This is a genomic window from Streptosporangium sp. NBC_01755, from assembly GCF_035917995.1.
In the GTDB taxonomy this organism is placed as follows: Bacteria; Actinomycetota; Actinomycetes; order Streptosporangiales; family Streptosporangiaceae; genus Streptosporangium.
Window position 1 is genome coordinate 3,350,449 of the sequence record NZ_CP109131.1, and the last position, 17,718, is coordinate 3,368,166.

The 17,718-nt window shown below is 69.4% G+C and carries 21 protein-coding genes; 1 reads left to right on the forward strand and 20 read right to left on the reverse strand.

Annotation, left to right across the window (positions count from 1 at the left end):
- Positions 1-3: 3 nt before the first annotated feature.
- From OG884_RS15470 to OG884_RS15485, 4 genes are all read right to left on the reverse strand, one after another.
- The gene (locus tag OG884_RS15470) at positions 4-2,736 is read right to left on the reverse strand and encodes a hypothetical protein (RefSeq protein WP_326646048.1); all 2,733 of its coding nucleotides are present in this window, start codon (positions 2,734-2,736) and stop codon (positions 4-6) included.
- 3 nt (positions 2,737-2,739) lie between these two features.
- Positions 2,740-5,238 (reverse strand): hypothetical protein, encoded by a 2,499-nt coding sequence (locus OG884_RS15475; RefSeq protein ID WP_326646049.1) that lies wholly within the window; start codon positions 5,236-5,238, stop codon positions 2,740-2,742.
- Positions 5,239-5,381: 143 nt separating this feature from the next.
- Positions 5,382-5,801 (reverse strand): hypothetical protein, encoded by a 420-nt coding sequence (locus OG884_RS15480; protein WP_326646050.1) that lies wholly within the window; start codon positions 5,799-5,801, stop codon positions 5,382-5,384.
- A gap of 4 nt (positions 5,802-5,805) precedes the next feature.
- The gene (locus OG884_RS15485) at positions 5,806-6,195 is read right to left on the reverse strand and encodes a hypothetical protein (protein WP_326646051.1); all 390 of its coding nucleotides are present in this window, start codon (positions 6,193-6,195) and stop codon (positions 5,806-5,808) included.
- A 214-nt stretch (positions 6,196-6,409) separates the two neighbouring features.
- Here OG884_RS15485 and OG884_RS15490 point away from each other — a divergent pair, with 214 nt between their 5' ends.
- On the forward strand, positions 6,410-6,799 hold the full coding sequence (locus OG884_RS15490; protein ID WP_326646052.1) for a hypothetical protein: 390 nt from the start codon (positions 6,410-6,412) through the stop codon (positions 6,797-6,799).
- Positions 6,800-6,808: 9 nt separating this feature from the next.
- Here the strand turns inward: OG884_RS15490 and OG884_RS15495 are convergent, their stop codons facing one another.
- The 16 genes from OG884_RS15495 to OG884_RS15570 are packed head-to-tail and all read right to left on the reverse strand — an operon-like array spanning position 6,809 to position 17,642.
- Positions 6,809-7,240, reverse strand: coding sequence for a hypothetical protein (locus OG884_RS15495; protein ID WP_326646053.1), 432 nt, complete (start codon positions 7,238-7,240; stop codon positions 6,809-6,811).
- A complete protein-coding gene (locus tag OG884_RS15500) occupies positions 7,237-7,518 on the reverse strand; it encodes a hypothetical protein (protein WP_326646054.1) in 282 nt (93 codons plus the stop codon). Before OG884_RS15500 ends, OG884_RS15495 begins: the two co-directional genes overlap by 4 nt.
- On the reverse strand, positions 7,518-8,261 hold the full coding sequence (locus tag OG884_RS15505; RefSeq protein ID WP_326646055.1) for a hypothetical protein: 744 nt from the start codon (positions 8,259-8,261) through the stop codon (positions 7,518-7,520). Before OG884_RS15505 ends, OG884_RS15500 begins: the two co-directional genes overlap by 1 nt.
- Entirely contained in the window at positions 8,258-8,716 is a 459-nt protein-coding gene (locus OG884_RS15510) for a hypothetical protein (protein WP_326646056.1), read from the reverse strand. Before OG884_RS15510 ends, OG884_RS15505 begins: the two co-directional genes overlap by 4 nt.
- 2 nt (positions 8,717-8,718) lie before the next feature.
- Positions 8,719-9,009, reverse strand: a complete 291-nt coding sequence (locus tag OG884_RS15515) for a hypothetical protein (protein WP_326646057.1) — start codon at positions 9,007-9,009, stop codon at positions 8,719-8,721.
- 19 nt (positions 9,010-9,028) lie between these two features.
- Positions 9,029-9,418 carry a hypothetical protein gene (locus OG884_RS15520; RefSeq protein ID WP_326646058.1) on the reverse strand — a complete coding sequence of 130 codons (390 nt, stop codon included), beginning with the start codon at positions 9,416-9,418 and terminating at the stop codon, positions 9,029-9,031.
- A gap of 1 nt (position 9,419) precedes the next feature.
- Positions 9,420-10,460 (reverse strand): hypothetical protein, encoded by a 1,041-nt coding sequence (locus tag OG884_RS15525; protein WP_326646059.1) that lies wholly within the window; start codon positions 10,458-10,460, stop codon positions 9,420-9,422.
- A gap of 1 nt (position 10,461) precedes the next feature.
- Complete coding sequence (locus tag OG884_RS15530; protein ID WP_326646060.1) at positions 10,462-11,367, reverse strand: hypothetical protein; 906 nt, start codon at positions 11,365-11,367, stop codon at positions 10,462-10,464.
- Between the two features lie 31 nt (positions 11,368-11,398).
- Complete coding sequence (locus OG884_RS15535) at positions 11,399-11,779, reverse strand: phage tail fiber protein (RefSeq protein WP_326646061.1); 381 nt, start codon at positions 11,777-11,779, stop codon at positions 11,399-11,401.
- Positions 11,776-12,321, reverse strand: a complete 546-nt coding sequence (locus OG884_RS15540; protein WP_326646062.1) for a hypothetical protein — start codon at positions 12,319-12,321, stop codon at positions 11,776-11,778. Before OG884_RS15540 ends, OG884_RS15535 begins: the two co-directional genes overlap by 4 nt.
- Positions 12,293-12,748 (reverse strand): hypothetical protein, encoded by a 456-nt coding sequence (locus tag OG884_RS15545; RefSeq protein ID WP_326646063.1) that lies wholly within the window; start codon positions 12,746-12,748, stop codon positions 12,293-12,295. The genes OG884_RS15540 and OG884_RS15545 overlap by 29 nt, the downstream gene beginning before the upstream one ends.
- Positions 12,749-12,761: 13 nt before the next feature.
- On the reverse strand, positions 12,762-13,187 hold the full coding sequence (locus tag OG884_RS15550) for a hypothetical protein (RefSeq protein WP_326646064.1): 426 nt from the start codon (positions 13,185-13,187) through the stop codon (positions 12,762-12,764).
- Positions 13,188-13,208: 21 nt separating this feature from the next.
- The gene (locus OG884_RS15555) at positions 13,209-14,588 is read right to left on the reverse strand and encodes a phage major capsid protein (RefSeq protein ID WP_326646065.1); all 1,380 of its coding nucleotides are present in this window, start codon (positions 14,586-14,588) and stop codon (positions 13,209-13,211) included.
- Positions 14,585-15,487 (reverse strand): head maturation protease, ClpP-related, encoded by a 903-nt coding sequence (locus tag OG884_RS15560; RefSeq protein ID WP_326646066.1) that lies wholly within the window; start codon positions 15,485-15,487, stop codon positions 14,585-14,587. Before OG884_RS15560 ends, OG884_RS15555 begins: the two co-directional genes overlap by 4 nt.
- On the reverse strand, positions 15,484-17,472 hold the full coding sequence (locus OG884_RS15565) for a phage portal protein (protein ID WP_326646067.1): 1,989 nt from the start codon (positions 17,470-17,472) through the stop codon (positions 15,484-15,486). Before OG884_RS15565 ends, OG884_RS15560 begins: the two co-directional genes overlap by 4 nt.
- Positions 17,469-17,642: a hypothetical protein gene (locus OG884_RS15570; protein ID WP_326646068.1), complete on the reverse strand. Its 174-nt coding sequence runs from the start codon at positions 17,640-17,642 to the stop codon at positions 17,469-17,471. Before OG884_RS15570 ends, OG884_RS15565 begins: the two co-directional genes overlap by 4 nt.
- Positions 17,643-17,718 lie beyond the last annotated feature (76 nt).

The window sequence follows — 17,718 nt, forward strand, 5'->3', positions numbered from 1 at the left end:
CCTTCAGAGTGCGTAGATGGCTGGACGGAACAGGCGGACGGCCGCGCCGGTGGCGTGGGTCTTCACGACCCCGTTGACGGACCTGGTGACGGTCATCGTCTGCGGCGAGCTCGCTCCGCTGATCGCGGTCACGGTCATGCGCTCGCCGCCGATCATGATGTCGAACGGCATCTCCCCGGCTGCGGTGGTCCAGAGCGGGCCCACGGTCGTGGCCACGTCCGCGCCGGTCTCCGTCGTCGTCAAGTCCTCGGCCAGCGTGCTGGAGTGCGGCCCATACCGGTCGGAGTCGTAGACGGCGACCTGGTAGGGCGACTCCGGCGAGCAGTTGATGATCAGGGTGTGCTCGTAGTTGCCGAGCTCCTCGGTGTAGCCCTGGGCGATCTGGCTGATGTCTTCTGGCGGGAGCCAGGAGGGCGGGTTGGTGATGGTGAGGCGGTCGCCCATCTCCAGCTCGTGAGCATCCTCCGTCTGCGTGGCATCTCCGGCGATCGAGGGGTGGGCGAGGTTGATGCTGATGGTCGGATACCGCGCCTCGTCCACCGTGCCCAGATGCAGCCGCCACCCGGCCTGGTCGAACAGGTCGAGGTCGTACTCGACGTTGACGGTGACCTCGGCGTCGTAGCGGCCCACCCCGGACGGCGGGGCGAGCACGGACAGGGCGCCGGTTTCCAGCACCGTCCGCGCCGAGCTGCCGCCCTCGCGGGTCACAGTGACGTCGTTGCGGACATTTTGATCGTCGTCGACCGGGGACGGCGCCTCGGCCAGCTCGTGCGCCTCGTAGTCCAGCGCCAGCGCGGGCACCTGGTTGTAGAGGCTGCTGCGGGTGCGGTAGCCCAACCCGAGCATGTCCCTCGGCTCGAACAGCACCCCATCGTCAGCGGCGGCGGCCTCCCGAATCAGAGTGATCAACGGGTTTGGTCGCTGCACTCCCATCCGCGTGGAGTCGTCCAGATCGCCGATCGGCCGGAACGCGATGCCCTCCTCGCGGCAGAGCCGCTGCACCCGCCGCCCGGCCCTTTCCCCAGCCCACGCCTCCAGTTGCGGGCCAAGGTCGAACAGGGTGGTCACCGCGTTCTGCAGGGACACGTGGCCGATCGCGACGGATGCGATCCCGCCGGCGGGGGAGACCGTGATGGTCCCGATCCTCCCCACCGTGTTGGCGGCCAGCGTCCCGGAGGTGCTCAGTCCGGAGGCCGCGCCCGGCTCCAGCGTCAAGAGGTTCCAGTCGATGTTGGCGCCGTTCTGGGTCAGCTCCACGCTGACCAGCAGGAGCTCGCCGTTCACACCGAAGGAGATCGCGCCGGAGGTGAACAGGGGTCCGCCGACCCCGTCGAGGGCGCGCAGGCCGAGGGTGCCGCCGGTGCCGTAGAACACCTCCCACCGGCGCACGGTGCCGGTGCCGTAGAACATCAGCACGACCTGGCCGTCCTCCGCCCCGCCGGCGGGCACGGCCATGAGGAACCGGACCTGGGTCAGGCCGGTGTCGGTGTACTGCGGGACCGGGCCCCGAAGCTCCGCACCGTTGAGGGTCACGATCGGGTGCGAGGCGACGAAGGCGTCGAAGGAGGCGAACTCCGGGCTGCCGGTGATGGACATGGCGCCGTGGTTCAGCGCCGGGGCCATGCTGGTTGAGCCCTCCGCGTCCTCGAACGGCCAGTACGCCACCAGCCCCGCCGTGTCGAAGATCCGGCCCCGGTACAGCGCGGATCCCAGGATCGACGAGCCCTGTGTCAGGCGACGCAGCACCCCGGACGCCTCGACCGGCACGTACACGTCCTGTCCGGTCAGGTCCCACCGCGGCGGCCAGCTGCTGACCTCGCCGTGGAACCGGTAGTGCCGGTTGCTGATCTCGGCGCCTCCGGCGATCGTCCAGGTGTTCGGCGAGCTCGCCGTGTCCGCGAACGAGCTCGCGCCCGCCGTCTGGATCGTGAAGTCGGGGTTCGCGACCACCGTGCCGCCGATGCCGTTGCGCAGCTGGAAGGCGTAGCACCTGCCGATCGTTCCGCCGCCGGGCAGGTCCGTGATGTCCCCGACCTCCGTCACGGCCGTGGAGTTGAAAATGCTGGTGGTGCCCGCGGTGACCACCGGGTCGCCGAGCTGTGTCCACGACCCGGAGATGTCGGGCGCGGTGTAGAACGTGACCGTGTTCCCCGCGGCGCCGTTGTTGACGTCCAGCGTGACCCGTAGCGCCAGGCGGCCGGAGGCGGGCACCGGTATCAGCGCGGTGGCGGTCGTGGTGATGGTCGCCGTGCCGTTCGCCGACCAGACCAGCGTCAGCACCCCGCCTTCCATGTAGAACGCCCACGACCGCTGATTGCCGGTGACCTTGAACTTCGCGGCGAGGTCCGCGATGTCTCGCCAGTCGTCGAGCCGGACGTCGATACGGATGTCGATGTCCCCGGTGACGCTGGTGGCCACCGAGTCCGGGCAGGTGGCCTCATCACCATCCCCGCCGGGCAGGGCGAGATAGGTGAGCCCGCGCTCCACAGCGATCCGTATCGGCGTGTTACGGCCGATCAGCCCGTAATACGGAGAGACTGGGTTGCGCGGGCTGTAGCGGCCGTCCCGATTGTTCAGGGTCAAGGTCGCGGTCGAGCGGTCGACCTGGGCGGCCTCATCTGCCCGGCCGCGCGAGATGTTCACCATGTCGCGCCGGTAGACGTGGCTGCTCACGTCTACCCACCCGCCGAGATTGAGCTCCACCACCAGCGGCAGCACGGTCTCCGGAAACGCCATCGTCTACCTCCCCAGCACCAGCTGCACGTTGCCGCCGCGTGACTTCACCGCGCGCCGCAGGATCTCCACCAGCAGGTCATCCAGACGGGTGCCACCCGAGCGGATCTCCAGCACCACCCGACCGCCGCCCCCGCCGCCGGCGAGCATCGCCGCAGACTGCCCGGCCGAGGTCACCTGGGAGCCGAAGGGCAACCTGACGAGTTCAGGACCCTGCTCTCCGAGCAGGGTCAGGCCGCCCGCGATCCCGCCGGACGCCCGAGGTTGGGCCGCCTCCAGCTTCTTGTTGTAGGCCTCGGCTTTCTTGTTGTAGGCGAGGTCCTTCTTCTCCGTCTCCAGGACGGTCTTGACCTTCTTCGGGATCAGCCCGTACCGGTCCGCGAGTGCCTTCGCCTGCTTGCTGGTCAACCCCATGGAGCGGGCCATGCGAATGAACTCCGCGCGCTGCTCGGCCATCTTCTTCACGATCGAGGACACCGGCTTGCCCAGCTCCCGCATCGCGATGACCACGTCCTGGGCGCCCTCGGCCAGGGAGAGCAGCGCCGCCCGGTTCTCCCGCCCGGCCGCCGTGGTCATGGACAGGGTCCGCTTGTTGTCCTTCAGGCTCTTGCGGGCAGCGTCCCACGCGGCCTCATAGGCGGTCAGGGCACGCTCCTGGCCGAAGATCCCGGACGTGAGCTTGTCCATGCCGTCTCGCAGAGTCACGATCTCCCGCAGGGCCTTCGTGAGGTCCTTGAGCGGCTCGACGACCTCCCGCAGACCGCCACCACCGGCCTGGCGGAACGCCATCGACGTGGAGTTGAAGCCGCTGCCGCCCTGGTTGGACAACATGGCGCGGGTCGTGCCAGCAGGGATGACGTTGGACCCGAACGGCAGCCGCACCAGCTCCGGGCCTTGCTCGCCGACGAGCGCCGTGGACCCGCCCGCGCCGGACACTCCGCCGGAAGCGAACGCACTGGCGGCGCCGATGATGCCGCCGTGCGCCCGGTCGTAGGCGCCCCGAGACGGAATGCCGTTGAGGATGGAGCGGCCGGTGCTGCTGTAGGCGACCGTGACGTGCACGACCTTGCCCCGCAAGCTGTTGATCTCCGCCTGGGCGCGGCGCTTCGCGGCCAGCAGCTGGCCGATCTCGGCCTGGAGTTTCGCGCGCCGCGTCTTGGTGAGGTTCGGGTCCTTGAGCTGCTTCTTCGCTTTCGCGACCTTCGCGTCGAGGTCGCGGATGTCTCCCTCGAGCTTGACGATCTTGGGGAAGTTCTCGACGTCCGTGCGGAAGTCGGCCACCTCGCCACGGGTCTGCCGGATCGACTCGGCCATCGCTGCGGCTGCGTCCTGCCAGGGACCCGGGATCTTCGCGGCGGTCTCCATCAGCGCCTGGGCGCCAGCCAGGATCCCGTCGTAGAAGTCCAGCCCGGCAAGCAGGACGGTGCGGAACACGCCGGCCAGGGCGGCCAAGAAGTTGATCACCATGGGGAGGGTTCGCAGCAGGGTCACGAAGACGATCGCGAAGAGATCCCGGTTCTCGGACACCGTGGAGGCCATGTTGATGAAGGCATCCGAGATCTCAGCGAACAGGCCGGGCAGCATCGGGCCGACCTGGTCGAGCAGTTGGCCGAAGGTCGTCATGATCGGCGCGACGGCGGGCTTGAGCTCCAGGAACGCCTCTCCGAGGTTCTTCACGAACCGGGTCAGCGGCCCCTTCGCGATCTTCATCCCCTGGGTGATGACGGGCTCGAACTCCCGTCCCACACTCCGCAGGGTGGAGCGCACCGTGTCCAGCACCGGCAGAAGCGGCTGAGACGCCCGCTTCATCCCATCGACGATGTCCCGGCCTGTCTCCCGCCACTGGCCGCGGAGCTTCTCGGCCTGCTTGTTGGACTCGGCGACCCGCTTCTGCTCGGCCTTGGACCACCCCTCGTTGATCTCCTCGACGTGGAAGAGCGCCATCGCGCCAGCGCCGACCAGTCCAGCACCGAGGCCGCCGATGATGCCGCCACTGATCACCGTGCCCAGCATCGGACCCAGCGTCGCCGCGACCCCACCCACCGAGGCCAGGATGATCGGCCCGATGATCGGGTTGCTCAGAGCGCCCTTCAGCCCGCCGGTCACCCCAGCGACCAAGGTCTTCTTGATCGCGCCCGCGCCCGAGGAGATCCCGCTCGTGATGCCGGACACCAAGCGGCGCCCCAGGCCCTGGCCGTCGCGCTCGGAGAACATTCCGGTCAGGCGTGCCCGCACCCGGGACGCGGTCTGATCCATGGAGCGGGTGACCGACTCCTGCACTGACCGGAACGCGCGCGACAGGCGGCCCGTCTCGCCGTTGACGTCAGCGATCGCGTCACGAAGGCCACCGGAGAGAGCGGCGCGGATGTGCCCAAACGCCGTGGTCGCGGTCTTCCCCACGTCCCGGTACGTACGGCCGAGATCAGCGGCGTCGCGCTTCGCCTCCGCGACCGCAGGCTTCGCCTTGTTCTTGCTGGTGATGACGATCTCGACCTCATTGGCCACCTGTCACACCTCCTCTCCTGGGTCGTCGGGTCCGGCGAGTTCCTCCAGGCGCAGCAGCCGCAGCAGCCCGGCATCCTCGGCCAGCAGCTGGCTCGGCAGGCACCCGAAGCGCTGGCACTGCGCGAGGATCCACCGCGCCTCGGTCAGCTCACCGGGCTCGGTGACAACACCTCCATCGGGAGCGATTCCTCCAGGGACGGCTCGCCATCGGGCGATGGCCGCTCCAAAGGGGCGGACACTCCGGCGATGTGCTCAGCCCACGTCGACATCAAGCCGGTCACGAACCGCAGGTCCTGATCCATGAGGGCCTCAGCGGTGCATGGCACTGGCATGTCGTCCTCGTCTTCGAGGTTCCAGTCCACGAGCACGCTGGCGAACATGTCGAGCATCTCCCGGATGCTCTCGATGTCCTCGGGCGTCATGCCTCCGGACATGGTCATGTCAAGCAGCGGCGCCAGCTCCAGGAACCGCTCGATGGAAATGGAGCGGACGCGGACCTCCAGGCCCTCCAGGTCCCCATCGGCGAAGGTGAGCTTGAACGTCTTCTTCCGCTTGTAACCCACGTCGTCAGCTCCAGGCCGGGGCGGTGCCGTTGGCGAGGACCCCGGGCGCCGACCAAACCAGCGATCCATCCGCCGCCCGGGTCAGCGCATAGTCGGTGAACAGACACTCCGGGGCGATGGTCTGCCCGCTGACGGTGAGCGTCACCGTCCGCGCCACACTGGTGGTGGCCACGTCCTTGAACGTCGCGTGCGACTTGTCGGCCTCGTCGTTGAACACGCCGTTGAGCGTGATCGAGAAGTCAGCGAGCAGCAGCAGCCGCTCCATCGCCGACTTGTCGACACCGGTGACGTCCTGCACACCGCGCGGGGTGGCGAACTCGAAGTTCGTCACATCGTTCTTGATGTCGTTCACTGAGGTGTCGGAACCGTCCACTGACAGCGCCGTCCACCCCATGCCGGTTTCCTTCGAAATCTTAACCACATCCCTTCATGGGGAACTGACCTGCTATAAGGCCAGTACCAACCAAACCCAGTACGCTTGAAGCGTGAAACGAGACCTTGTTCCCCAGCTGTGCGCTTGCGGATGTGGCGAGTACGCGGCCGTTGACGAACGGCGCAATCGAGTCAGCAAGTACGTGTCCGGACACAACGCCCGCCTCAGTCCCCCGATGGCGGGCAAAACCCACTCGGCGGAAGCCCGCGCCAAGCTGGCGGCCTACTCGGGCAAGCGGGCGTCCTCGTACAAGCACGGATGGTCCGGAACCATCACGTACAAGACGTGGTCTTCCATGTTGGGCCGCTGCGACGACCCCCGGAATGCCTCTTACAAGCTCTACGGCGGCCGGGGAATCACCATCTGCGACCGCTGGCGCGACTTCACGAACTTCCTCGAAGACATGGGGGAGCGGCCGAGCAAGGATCACCAACTGGATCGCATCGACAACGACGGCCCATACTCGCCGGAGAACTGCCGCTGGCTGACGCGAGCCGAGAACAACGCACGCCGCGCCGACCCGGGGGGCTGGATCGCCCGACGGGCTGCACAGGCGCAGCGGTAGCGCCATGACCTATCCCTTTCTCTGCTGATCGGCGAAGCGGTCCTGGTGCTCGGAGAAGTCCTCCACCCAATCCGCGGGCCGCACGTGCCGGCGGATCAGCCCCAGGCGTTGCCGCCAGTCCCCTGCCTGCACGAGGTAGGTCTCCGGCCGGGTGCGGTGGTCGGCGAAGCACCGCTGACGCGGCTCGAAGCGGAACACGGTCAGCCCGGTCTCGGTGCGCTGCTCGCGGTGTGTTCGCCCGGAGGCGTATCGGATGTAGTGCGCCTGCCGCTTGCCGAGCTCGGTGCCCTCGTCGACGGCGGTCTGCCAGCCGTGCCGCCACGCGGCGCAGCCGACCAGCTCGCACGCCGCCCGCACCAGCCGATCCGCCGGAGCGACGATCCGATACGTCTGCATGGCCCCCACGGGCAGCGCCGGAGCGATGCGGTTGATGGGCCTCATGCGCGCCCCTCCCGTGCCTCACGCGGCGCCGGGCGGGGAGCAGGCCGGGTGCCGCGGACCGGCTGCTTGGGCTCCTGCGTGACCGGGACCACCACCACGGACTGCTCCAGGCGCACGAACCCGGGCCGGGAGTGTGCGGCCACCAGGTGCGTCGGCCCGGCCACGTACGGCGTGCCGGCCTCGCACTCCCACGCCTCGACCGGTACGGCGAGCACGCTGCCGTCCTCCTGGGCGTACAGGGCGAGGGCGCCGGTGGTGCACGAGATGTAGGTGGCCATCAGAAGCTCACCGCCGTCTCGTTGCGGCAGACCAGCACGGCGAACTGCGCGTTGCTGAAGGTCCCGGTCGTCACGACCCGCAGGTACCGCTCCACGGTCAGACCTGCGGCGGTGGCGATGCGCTGGCTGGTGATGCCGGTAGCCACGGTGAAGCCTCCGCCGACCACGTCGGCCCAGGAGTCCGCCCCGCCGTTGTCGCTGGACTCCTGCACCTTCACCGCTGCGCTGGTGCCAGTGAAGGCCATGACATGGAGGTACGCCTGGAGACCGTGAGCGGTCGACGCGCCGTGGTCCACCGACGACCCGTTTGTGGCCCCCGTGTCGGTCCGTATGCCTGCGGTGAGCTGTCGCCCCCACTCCAGTCCGTAGCCGTTCGCGAGGGCCTGTACGGCGATCGTGAGGCTCCCGTCCGCACCGCGGGACGGGTCGTAGTTGATCTGCTTACCGACCAGCGCCGCGCCCGCGTTCCCGAGCGCCGCCCCTCGGCAGTAGGTGACGACCTGATCCGCCGTCGGCAGCGCGGACAGCCGCTCATGCGCCTGGTCAGTGGCCGGGTTGAAGAAGGCGCTGTACTCGATCGCCCCGTCGCGTAGACCGCCGATCCGCTCGAAGGCCTCCTTGTCGATGCCGGTGACGTCCAGGGCGGCCGGGCCGCCGCCGATCCGGCCGAGTGAACCGATGTCGCCGGACAGGTTGTAGCCCGCGACGAACAGCCGGTCGCCCATGCCGCTCTGCTTGGTCATGGCACCTGCTCCCATACGTCGTTCACGATCACCGGGACGACGAGCGTCATCACCCGCAGCAGCTTGGAGTCGTGCTGGATATAGCCCGCCTGCGCGCTCAGCGACGTCCCGGCCTGGCCAAGCAGGTCCACGTTGCGGACGCTGCCGCCGAGCGTGAAGTCCCCGGAGTAGGCCGACATCAGGGCGTCCGTGGCGGCCAGCATGTTCGGGTCGATCGCGTCCGCGGGCTCCTGCTCGGCGCCGGTGTAGATCCGCACGTTGAACACCAGCCGGGCGCTCGTCGAGGCCAGCCCGGACCCGGTCGGCACCGGCGCGATGGAGTCCACCCACACCGCCGCGGTGAGACCGTTCCCGGGCGCGTTCTTCGGCTCGTGGCTGTTGACCCGCTCGAACAGGCCCAGCGCCAGGGCGTGCGACGTGAGGCCGTCGAGGATGGTCGTGGCGTCGAGGGACATGGTCAGCCGCCACCGCGTGCGAGGTAGCCCTGCAGGGGAGGCAGGGACGACACGGTGGCCTCGTCCGGGGTGGTGACGGGCTCCCCGGTCTCCGGGTCAAGCACCCACTCATCGTTCTCGTCGAGGGTGATCACGTGCAGGACACGCCGCACGGGCACCTCGTCGAAGACCTCCAGCACGCGCCCGGTGGACAGGGGGATGGACTCCGCCGTGCACCACGACAGCAGCGCCATGTACGGCGGGGATGTCATGTGCTCCGGCTTGGTCCGGATCTCCACGGTCAGGTACAGCACAGGTCCTCCAGGTGGGTGGTCATTGCATGCGCCCCAGGTACCGCTTCAGGGTCTGCGCGGCGATGGCCGGAGCTTTCTTACGCAGGTGCTGGGCGACCCTCCTGAAGGTGAAGTAGCCCGTGAAGCGGGTGACCGGCGCGTTCCTGCTGCCGGTGCCCTCCAGCCAGTGCCCGTAGATCACCCGGTCGTCGTAGAGCACCTGCGCGGACCCAACCGCCCGGTTCCGGATACGGCTCTGGTAGTAGCCCGTCGGGTTGCGCAACACCCGCGACAAGGTGAAGTGGATGTCACGGAACCCCTGCTCGGCGACATCGTCGACCACGGCCTCGGCGAAGTCGTTGAGGGCCAGGACCGCGCGGCCGTCGAACACGGGACCCTCGAACTCCACCGACGCTTGAACCTCCAGCACGTCACACCCCCCGGATTCGGGCCTTGCGGCCGAACGTGGTGTAGGCGTCGTCCCACAGCTTCGCCAGGCCGCGCCCTGAGACCTCGCGCTGGGTCTCACCGGCCCCGGCGACCCGCGCGTACCCTGCCTGCTCCTGCAGCAGCTGCGTCAGCGCCAGCGCCACGGCGAGATCCCGCACGAGGGCGGGCACCAGATGCCGGGTGATGGGCGCCGCGCTGTCGTGGGTCGCCGCAGTGGTACCGAGCGCTCCCCTGGTGACGGTGAGGGTTCGGGCGGCGTAGATGTCGGCGCCAGCGGTGTGAGCAGCCAGCACGCTGCCGTCCCAGGCGCGCTTGACGATCAGGTTGTTGCCCGCGATGTCGACGATGAGCATCCGCTCGGCGTCCACCAGGAGCACCTCGTCGACCGCGTAGGCCGAGCCGGTGGTGACGGCCACCATCACCGCCGCGGCGGACGCCCCCAGGTGCGCGCCGAGGTTCTGGCCGGTGTCGAGCAGACCCCGCCCGGTGACGATCATCTGCTCCGAGCCCACCCGGATGATGTCGCCCACTCCGACCGCTCCGGAGTCCGTGACGTCGACCGTGGTCTCGGACGCGTCGAGCGCCTCAGCCAGTGCCCCGGCCGGCCCGCTGTCGGCGGAGTAGCCGAAGACGCCGGTGATGGCGATGTTGCGCTGGTGGGTGGAGCCGCCGCCGAACGCCGCCGTGCTGGACAGGTTGAGCTCGACGTGGGTGTACGGCGGGCCGGCGTCCGGCCGCAGCAGGAAGTCCCCAGGAGCGATGGAGGTGCCGGCGGCGGTCAGCGAGGTGACGGAGATGACCTCGTGCTGGCCGAGCCACAGCCGCCACGGCCGGGCGCCCTGCGGGTTCGGCCAGTCGAAGGTCCGGGTGCCGGCCCACGGGTAGAAGCGGCGGCGCAGGCGCCCTTCGATCGCGTCGGTGGCGGCCCCGATCGCCCGGTCCACCTGGCCGTTGCTGCGCGCCGTCTCCTGGACGTCCAAGGCGCGCTTGACGGCCTCACGGGTGCAGTACCAAACGGTCATGTCACGCCCTCACCCAGTCGCGCGGATAGGTCCACCCGTCGAAGCGGCAGTGAAGCTCGCCCCGAGGCCCTGCTGCGAGCGGTTCGCCGTCGTTCGGGCAGGCGGTCGGCACCCGATCCCGCTCCTCCTGCCGGTCGGCCGCCGCCTCTCGGGCGATGTCGAGCAGCGTCCACCACCCGCCGGGGGTACTGACGATGGGGGTCCTGGTGACGGTCGCCTCGGCGAACACCTCGACCGCCGCCATGAGGCTCGCCGACCGCCCAGCCACGGCTTCTGCGGTCAGCGCGGCGCTGGCGGTCACCGCGGCAGCGCCGACGGCCGTATTCACCCCGGCCGCCGACAGGGCCACCGCGTGGGTCTGCGTCACCTCACCCTCGACCTGAGCGCCGCCGGGCAACGTGCTGGCCGAGGACCCGGCCACGCCATCCCAGGCCGCGCCCGGCGAGTCACCATCGAAGTAGTCCTCGACCCCGGCGGCCTGCTCGATCAGCAGCATCGTGGCGTCGACCGTGTTGAGCGAGTAGTTGATGCCGTCCAAGATTAAACGCACGCTCGCGGCCCCCTCAGGGGCGACCCCGGTGATCGACGCACGCGACACCACGTTCAACGTGACGGTGTAGCTGGCGCTCGGATACCCGATCGGACCGCCACCCGCGTTCAACCACTCGAAGTAGATCGTGCCGCCACCGGAGAAGTTCGCCGGCCGCAGGTAAACGCTGACCGTGTACTCCAACCCCGCCGTGGCGGGGGCCGCCGGGGTGCGGATGAACGTGCCCGAGGTATACCGGGCCGCGAAGGGCCGATCGAACCCCGAGACAGCGGTACGAGTGGGAGCGGCCTCACCCGCCCAGCCCGTGCCATCGTTGACCAGCGCAGGGTTGACGCACAGGTTGTGGCGGTCAGCCATCTCCCCTCCTCTCCGGCCAGTCGTGCGGTGGTTATGCGGCGATCGGCGTGAACGCCAAGGTCAGCGTGGTGATGGTGAGCGTGTCGCCCGAGGTAACGTCCTTCGCCGAGGTCAGCGCCGCCGACTCCAGGAAGTTGCCGCCGCTCGCGGCGTCCCACAGGCTGACGTGAGTGATCGTCTCTGTCGCGGTCATCGAGTAGCCGGCCAGCGACGACAAGGTCATCGACCCGGCCGACGGTGCCGCCCAGGCGGCCTGGTTGCGGGTCGTCACTGCGGACGCGTTGGCCGTACCCGCCGCGCCTGGGTCGCCTGTGTGGAGCTTGACGAACACGCCCGACGGTGCGGTGTAGTTCGTCCCCCGGAACAGGTTCAGGATCCCGTGCGCGTGGGCCGAGGCCAGCCCGGCGGTCACGAGCTCGCCCCTCGGGTCACCTCAGCCTCGGCGGTGACCTCCAGCGAGGAATCCGCTCCGCCCGCCGCCTTCCGGCCACGCTGCCTCGCCGCCGGGCGGGAGGCCTGCTCGTCGGGCTCGTCAGCCGGAGGCAGCGCCTCACCGGACCCGTCCCCGCTGAGCTCGTGCTCGGTGCCGTCCGCAGGCGCCTCGACCGGCTCGGTTGGCACGCCAGTGCCCGGATGCTCCCGCTCAGCGGCGGCATTGGTAGGCCCGCCATGGCGGGTGATCTTCGGCATGTTCTCCTCCTCATCCGCGTCCTGGGCCGCGTCGCGCCAGGACGCCAGCGCGGGCATGGCCAGCCCGCACCCCACGCACAGCAGCAGGTGGGGCATCTCCACCACGCCCAAGGCGACCTGGCGCAGGTACACCCGCCGGACGTTCGCGAACGCCCGGCAGGTCTCGTTACCGCACGCGACGTCAAGGAAGGGCCGCACCGACCCGCCGCACGCCTCGCTACGCCCAGCCGCCACGTCAGGCCGCCACCACGGCCGCGTTGTCATCCAGCGGGATGTAGGTGAGCACCCACGTGATCGCGCCATCGGTGCCCGCCGAGACGTGCTCGACGCTCCCGGGGGTCAGCACGATCGGCTGCTTGATCGTCGGCACTGCGCCGGGCCCGGTCAGGATGCTGTCCCCGGTCAGGCCCTGGAAGCCGAGCAGGTTGCCCGCTGGGGTGTCCGTGGTGCCGATGTCGGTCGCCGCGCACAGGTCTTTCGTCGCCCCCACCGTGGGGTTGTGCTGCAGCTTGTAGCTGTTGGCCGCGGTGATGGCCGTGGTCACCTCGCCGACGATGCTCGTGATGAGCACCTTGCCGCCGGAAACGGTGAACAGCGCCTTGGTCTCGGCGGCAAGCGCGCCGGTCGCCTTCTCCACCCGGGAGCCGAGCAGCACCGTCCGCAGCTGCGAACCCTGAATGATCGTGGACATTGGTCGCCCCCTCTCAGACCAGAGCCGCGAGGCTGGCCGGCGCCCGCTGGACCTGTAGGTCCCGCTGGAGCGCGGTGACCAGGCCAGCGCCCGTGGACGCGAGCTTCACGTGGGTGTAGCGGTCCGACAGCTCGGTGTCCTCGACCTCGACGAGCATGCCGTTCTCGGCGGTGGCCGCAGCGGTGACCACAGTGGATCCGGCCGCCTGCGTGTGCAGGGTCCAGGCCCCGCCCACGCCGTTGCTCGTGTGGTACCGGGTGATCGTCGCCAGGACCTGAGCGCCCGTACCTCCGGCGTCTCTGGCTTCGGTCAGGGTGTAGGTGTCGCCGGCCGCCCCCGCGAGGTAGCAGAGGAACGCCACGCCGCCCACGTCCCGCAGGGGGACGTACACGTTGTCAGCGATGGGGATGGCGTTGAACAGCCGCCCGAGAGCTTCCATGATCCTTCGGTTCCTTCCTGGTCAGGCCCGGTCGGCGATCTCAACGAACGGGGACAGCGTCGGCCCGCCGTTGGCCGGGGTGATCGCGGACTTCAGCCACGGCTGGCCGTCGACCCGCTGAATGATCCGATACGCCGTCTGGTCGTTCCCGAACCGGTAGTCCGTGCTGGACGCGGTGCTCATGACCTGCCGGTCACCGATCAGGTAGTAGGACAAGTCAACGAACGCCAGGTCCGAGCGGTCACCGAGGCGGCCGGCCTTCTCCGTGACCACCAGGGGGCGGCCGAAGATGGTCATCGGCGCCGGGCCCGCCACGTTGGTGAGCATGACCGGGCCACCGCCAGTGCCGACGCTCAGCGCCATGGTGAACAGCTCCGGGATCGCCTCAGGGCTGCACACCCAGATGCCGCGCGCCAGCGAGCTGGGCAGCATGCGGGAGTACATCTTGATGACGTTCTCCACGACGATCGTGTCCGCGGACTGGGCGGACTCCTTGGCCACCGCGACACCGGCCGAGTTACCCGCGCCGAGGAAGCCCAGCGGCTCACCCACGCCGGAGCCGCTCATGAAGGCTGCGTCCTCGAAGAACGCCAGCGCCTGCGGCCACAGCGTCTCGATCAGCGCGGCGAACGAGATGAGAGAGTCGGCCAGGAGTTCGTTCGGTGTGACCGCGAACCCGGTCAGCTTCTTGGCGTCCAGGACGATGCGGCCGAACTTCGGCATGCTCTCGATCAGCGCGGCGGACTCCTCGCCCCAGAAGCCGATCATGCCGCCGAACACGCTGCCCGCATTGGTCGTGGAGTCGATCATCGGGAACGGCACCCGCGCCGTCTCCATCGGCACCACCGTCGCCCGCGGCCGGACCACCGCCATCTCCAGGGCGATCTGCAGCAGCTGGCTGCGGAGTGTCTCGGGGACCAGGAACCCGCCGTCGGCCGGGACCACGCTGCTGGCGGCGTTGCGGATCTGCTCCATCCGCGCCCGGGTCTCAGCCGACGGGTTCAGGTGCCACGCGGAGTGGAAGTACTCGGCCGCGTTCTTGAACTCCTTGTCCAGCACGGTGCCGGCGGCCTTGGCGTTGTAGGCGGTGGCCTGCTTGTGGCTGGTGAGCATGTTGGTCGGCCGGGTCTGCGGGTCGAGGTTCAGGCGCTGGATGCCCTCGCCTCCGACCCCGTTGTCCTTGAGCATCTGGGCGAAGACGCGCTGGGTTTCCTCGGCGACCAGGCGGTGCAGGTCGGTGCCCTCGCCCTGCTGCTGGTTGGCGTACGCCTGGACGAACGCCTGGAGCGTGTCGGCCGACGCGAGGATCCCCTTGTAGCGGCCGGCGTCGCCGAACATCTCGGCGAGCTCGTCGGCGTTCTTCGGGACCGGGATGTCCTTCGGCAGGACAGGTGTGGTCACAGCAGTGCCTCCCTCAGGCTTTCCCACACGTCCGCTGCGGACGGGGGGTGGATCAGGTGTGCGGCCAGGGCGGCCCACTCGTCAGGCTCGACGGCCTGGGCGACGGGCTCGGCCTGGCCGAGGTTCAGGGCTGGAACCTCGGTGGGCTCCGGGGTGACGTCCGCGGGCACCTGGGCGACGGGCTCAGGCTCCTGCGTGGGCTCGACCGGCTCAGGATCAGCGACCGGCACAACCTCTGAAACGGCCGGGGCAGGCGCAGCGCTCCGGCCGGCGAACCGGAACACCGACAGGTCCCACGACGCCGCCATCGCTGGGTCCTGGTCGGGCTGACGGACGGGTCGCGCTACCTCATCCGCCAGCCCTGCTGCTACGGCCTCATCGGCGGTGTACCAGGTCTCCGCCTGCATCCGCGCCCGCCACTCGGCCACAGTGCCGCCGGCGCGCTCGGCGTAGACCCCGGCGATGTTGTCGCTCTGCCGATCGAGCAGGTCGGCCATCTCCCGCATGTCGCCAGCCTGGCCGTAGCAGAACCCGCTCCCGTCGTGGATCATCATCTGTGAGTGCGGCTGCATGATGATCCGGTCACCCGCCATGGCGATCACCGAGGCGATCGACGCGGCCAGGCTGTCGACGTAGACGGTGACCGTGGCCGTGTGCGACCTGAGCACGTTGTGAATCGCGATGCCGTCGAAGATCTCCCCGCCGGGGCTGTTGATCCTCAAGGAGATTTCGCTCGCGGTGATCGAGCGCAGCTCTTCGAGGAACGTCTCCGCGCTGGTACCCCAGTAGCCGATCTCGTCGTAGATGACCACCTCGGCCGGGTCAGCGAGGTTCGTGATCCGGTACCACTGCCGCTCGGGGCCGACCTTGGCGCGGAGCTGCTGGCGATCCAGTCTCATGATTCATCCCACCTCGGTTCGACCGTGCCCCTGCACCGGATGCCGCCCTTGCACGCCCAGTAGCCGCCGTTCGGGTACTGGGCTTGGGCCTCGGGCAACGTGTCGTAGCGGCGGCCGTCGGCCTTCTCGCAGAATTCACAGGTCGCGTCGTCGCGGATCTCGCTCGCTTCGTACCAGGTCGCGCCCTTGCCGTCGGCCTCGGCCTGCTCCAGCGTCGCGAACCGGCCCGCCCCCTCGGCAGCCCAGATCGCGCCGCCCAGCTCGGTGCGCAGGCTCGCATCCGACAGGGCCTCCAGGTGCTCGACGACCCGCTCAGCGACCTGCTCGCCTGACATGTCGGGCGCCCACACCCGCAGAGCCTCCCGCCCGGCCGCCACCGCCAGGCCCGTCGCCAGCAGCCCCGCCGTCACCGCCGCACCCGCCGCGAGCGTCGCAGCCAAGACTCCAGCCACGGCCGCCGCCGTGATGGTCACGCCCTGCTCCTCGGCGGCCTCCACCATCCGCTCACCGACGGCCTCCGCCTGGGCAAAGAGGGTGGCCTCCAGCAACGCCGCCCCGACGTCACTGGAGGCCGTCAGCGCGGCGAGATCCTCGGTACGACCCTCATCCACCAAGGATTCAATCTGCCGCGCGAGCTCTTCCCGCTGCCCCTCCGACACGTCAGCCCAGTCGGCCAGCAGCTCCTCCAGGGGCTCCTGCCAGTCCTCCCGCGTCTCCTCGGGTTCGGCCTGAGCACGCAAGACCAGCGGACGACGCCGCGAGTTCGCGATGCGCGGCTTCGGCACCCCGGCCGGCGGACCGACGTAGGGCATCTCCGGCAACCCCACCGCCGACAGCACCGCGGCGGGCTCCCACCCGGCGGACACCAGCCGATGAGCGGATTCGGCCTTGCTGAGACGCTCGTCGTTGTCGGCCTCACGGTTCGCGGGCACGGGGTCGACGTAGTCGAACTCCAGACCGGCCGCAGTGGCGCCGAACAGCGGGAGGAAGTCGTTGTTCAGCGCCTGCTTGAAGCGCTCCAGCCGCGGCACCGTCAGCTGCTCGGCGAACCACGCCTTCGACGCTTCGGCGGTCGCCCGGTTGACGTCATCGACATCGCCGACCGCGAACTTCGGCATGCCGTACGCCTCCCGGATCACGTCCCGAGCGACCCCGCGGAGTTCAACGAACTGCATGTCGCGCTGCGTGAACTTGCGATCCACCCAGCGGCCCTGCTCCAGCAGGGCGACGCGGTGGGCGTTGGCGATGCCCCGATGCTGCTCGTTCCACCGATCGCGCAGCTCGTCGAACTCGTCATCGGACAGGCGCTTGTCGACCTCGATGATCCCGCCCGGCTCCGCCGAGTTCAGGAAGAAGTTGCGGTTCCACTCCGCGGAGTACCTGGTCGAGTCGAGGTCGGTGAGGATCGACTGGACCGGGCCCATGCCCCGGTAGGGGTCGAGCGGGTTCGGCATGCGGAGCTGGATGACCTCGTCGCGCTCCAGCGGGATCTGCTCCCCGTCGGGGCCGCGGTAGACGTAGCCGCGGATGAACTCTTCCGGGTCCGGCACTGGGGAGATGCGGTCCGGGCGCACCGGCCAGATCTCCAGCGGGATGGACCGCATCATCGGGTTGCGGGCGATCACCCACCAGCCCTCGCCCGTCAGGTCGACGTGCTGCTGGACGGACTCGACGAACTCCTGCCGCGTGAAGAACGGGTTCGGCCGGGTCCAGATGTCGAGGGCCAGGTGGCGGGTGACCTCGGTCCGGTCTTCCTTCCGGCCGCTGGCCGCCTGACGCCACAGGCTCCAATTGACCTGCGACGCGGCGTTCGACGTGCGGTGAACGATCGAGAACAGCGTCCCGACGCTGCCCATGGCGCGCATCTGAGACTCGGCGTCGTTGCGTTGCAGGAACGGCAGTGCCCAGCTCGCCGACCGGCCGACATACGGGACTGGCGCCTGGTTCCGGAAGGCGCTGGCGAGGGCCCCGAACATGGAGGTCATGGCCGCACCCGGAAGAGCGGGGAGGTGAGGCGCCATTCAAGGACCCAGCACGACACTCCGGCGACCGCGAGGCCGGCGGGGACGGCGAGGGTCCAGGCGGCGGCTGACAGCAGCGCGAGCCCGGCGATCACGAGGATCACGGGGAGGGCGGGGCGCAGCCGGGGGATCACACCCCGGATGCTACAGCTCGCAGGAAGATTTACGGACTACATGGCTGATGACCGAAAAATTTACTGTCCACGGCGA

Excerpts from the sequence above, each read along its gene's own strand:
- OG884_RS15490 (WP_326646052.1), top strand. The coding sequence starts at position 6,410 with ATGGCGGGCAAAACCCACTCGGCGGAAGCCCGCGCCAAGCTGGCGGCC.
- OG884_RS15550 (WP_326646064.1), bottom strand. The coding sequence starts at position 13,187 with ATGGAAGCTCTCGGGCGGCTGTTCAACGCCATCCCCATCGCTGACAAC.
- OG884_RS15505 (WP_326646055.1), bottom strand. The coding sequence starts at position 8,261 with ATGACCAAGCAGAGCGGCATGGGCGACCGGCTGTTCGTCGCGGGCTAC.
- OG884_RS15530 (WP_326646060.1), bottom strand. The coding sequence starts at position 11,367 with ATGGCTGACCGCCACAACCTGTGCGTCAACCCTGCGCTGGTCAACGAT.
- OG884_RS15560 (WP_326646066.1), bottom strand. The coding sequence starts at position 15,487 with ATGAGACTGGATCGCCAGCAGCTCCGCGCCAAGGTCGGCCCCGAGCGG.
- OG884_RS15495 (WP_326646053.1), bottom strand. The coding sequence starts at position 7,240 with ATGAGGCCCATCAACCGCATCGCTCCGGCGCTGCCCGTGGGGGCCATG.
- OG884_RS15525 (WP_326646059.1), bottom strand. The coding sequence starts at position 10,460 with ATGACCGTTTGGTACTGCACCCGTGAGGCCGTCAAGCGCGCCTTGGAC.
- OG884_RS15485 (WP_326646051.1), bottom strand. The coding sequence starts at position 6,195 with ATGGGGTGGACGGCGCTGTCAGTGGACGGTTCCGACACCTCAGTGAAC.
- OG884_RS15540 (WP_326646062.1), bottom strand. The coding sequence starts at position 12,321 with ATGACAACGCGGCCGTGGTGGCGGCCTGACGTGGCGGCTGGGCGTAGC.
- OG884_RS15565 (WP_326646067.1), bottom strand. The coding sequence starts at position 17,472 with ATGACCTCCATGTTCGGGGCCCTCGCCAGCGCCTTCCGGAACCAGGCG.
- OG884_RS15470 (WP_326646048.1), bottom strand. The coding sequence starts at position 2,736 with ATGGCGTTTCCGGAGACCGTGCTGCCGCTGGTGGTGGAGCTCAATCTC.
- OG884_RS15510 (WP_326646056.1), bottom strand. The coding sequence starts at position 8,716 with ATGTCCCTCGACGCCACGACCATCCTCGACGGCCTCACGTCGCACGCC.
- OG884_RS15500 (WP_326646054.1), bottom strand. The coding sequence starts at position 7,518 with ATGGCCACCTACATCTCGTGCACCACCGGCGCCCTCGCCCTGTACGCC.
- OG884_RS15545 (WP_326646063.1), bottom strand. The coding sequence starts at position 12,748 with ATGTCCACGATCATTCAGGGTTCGCAGCTGCGGACGGTGCTGCTCGGC.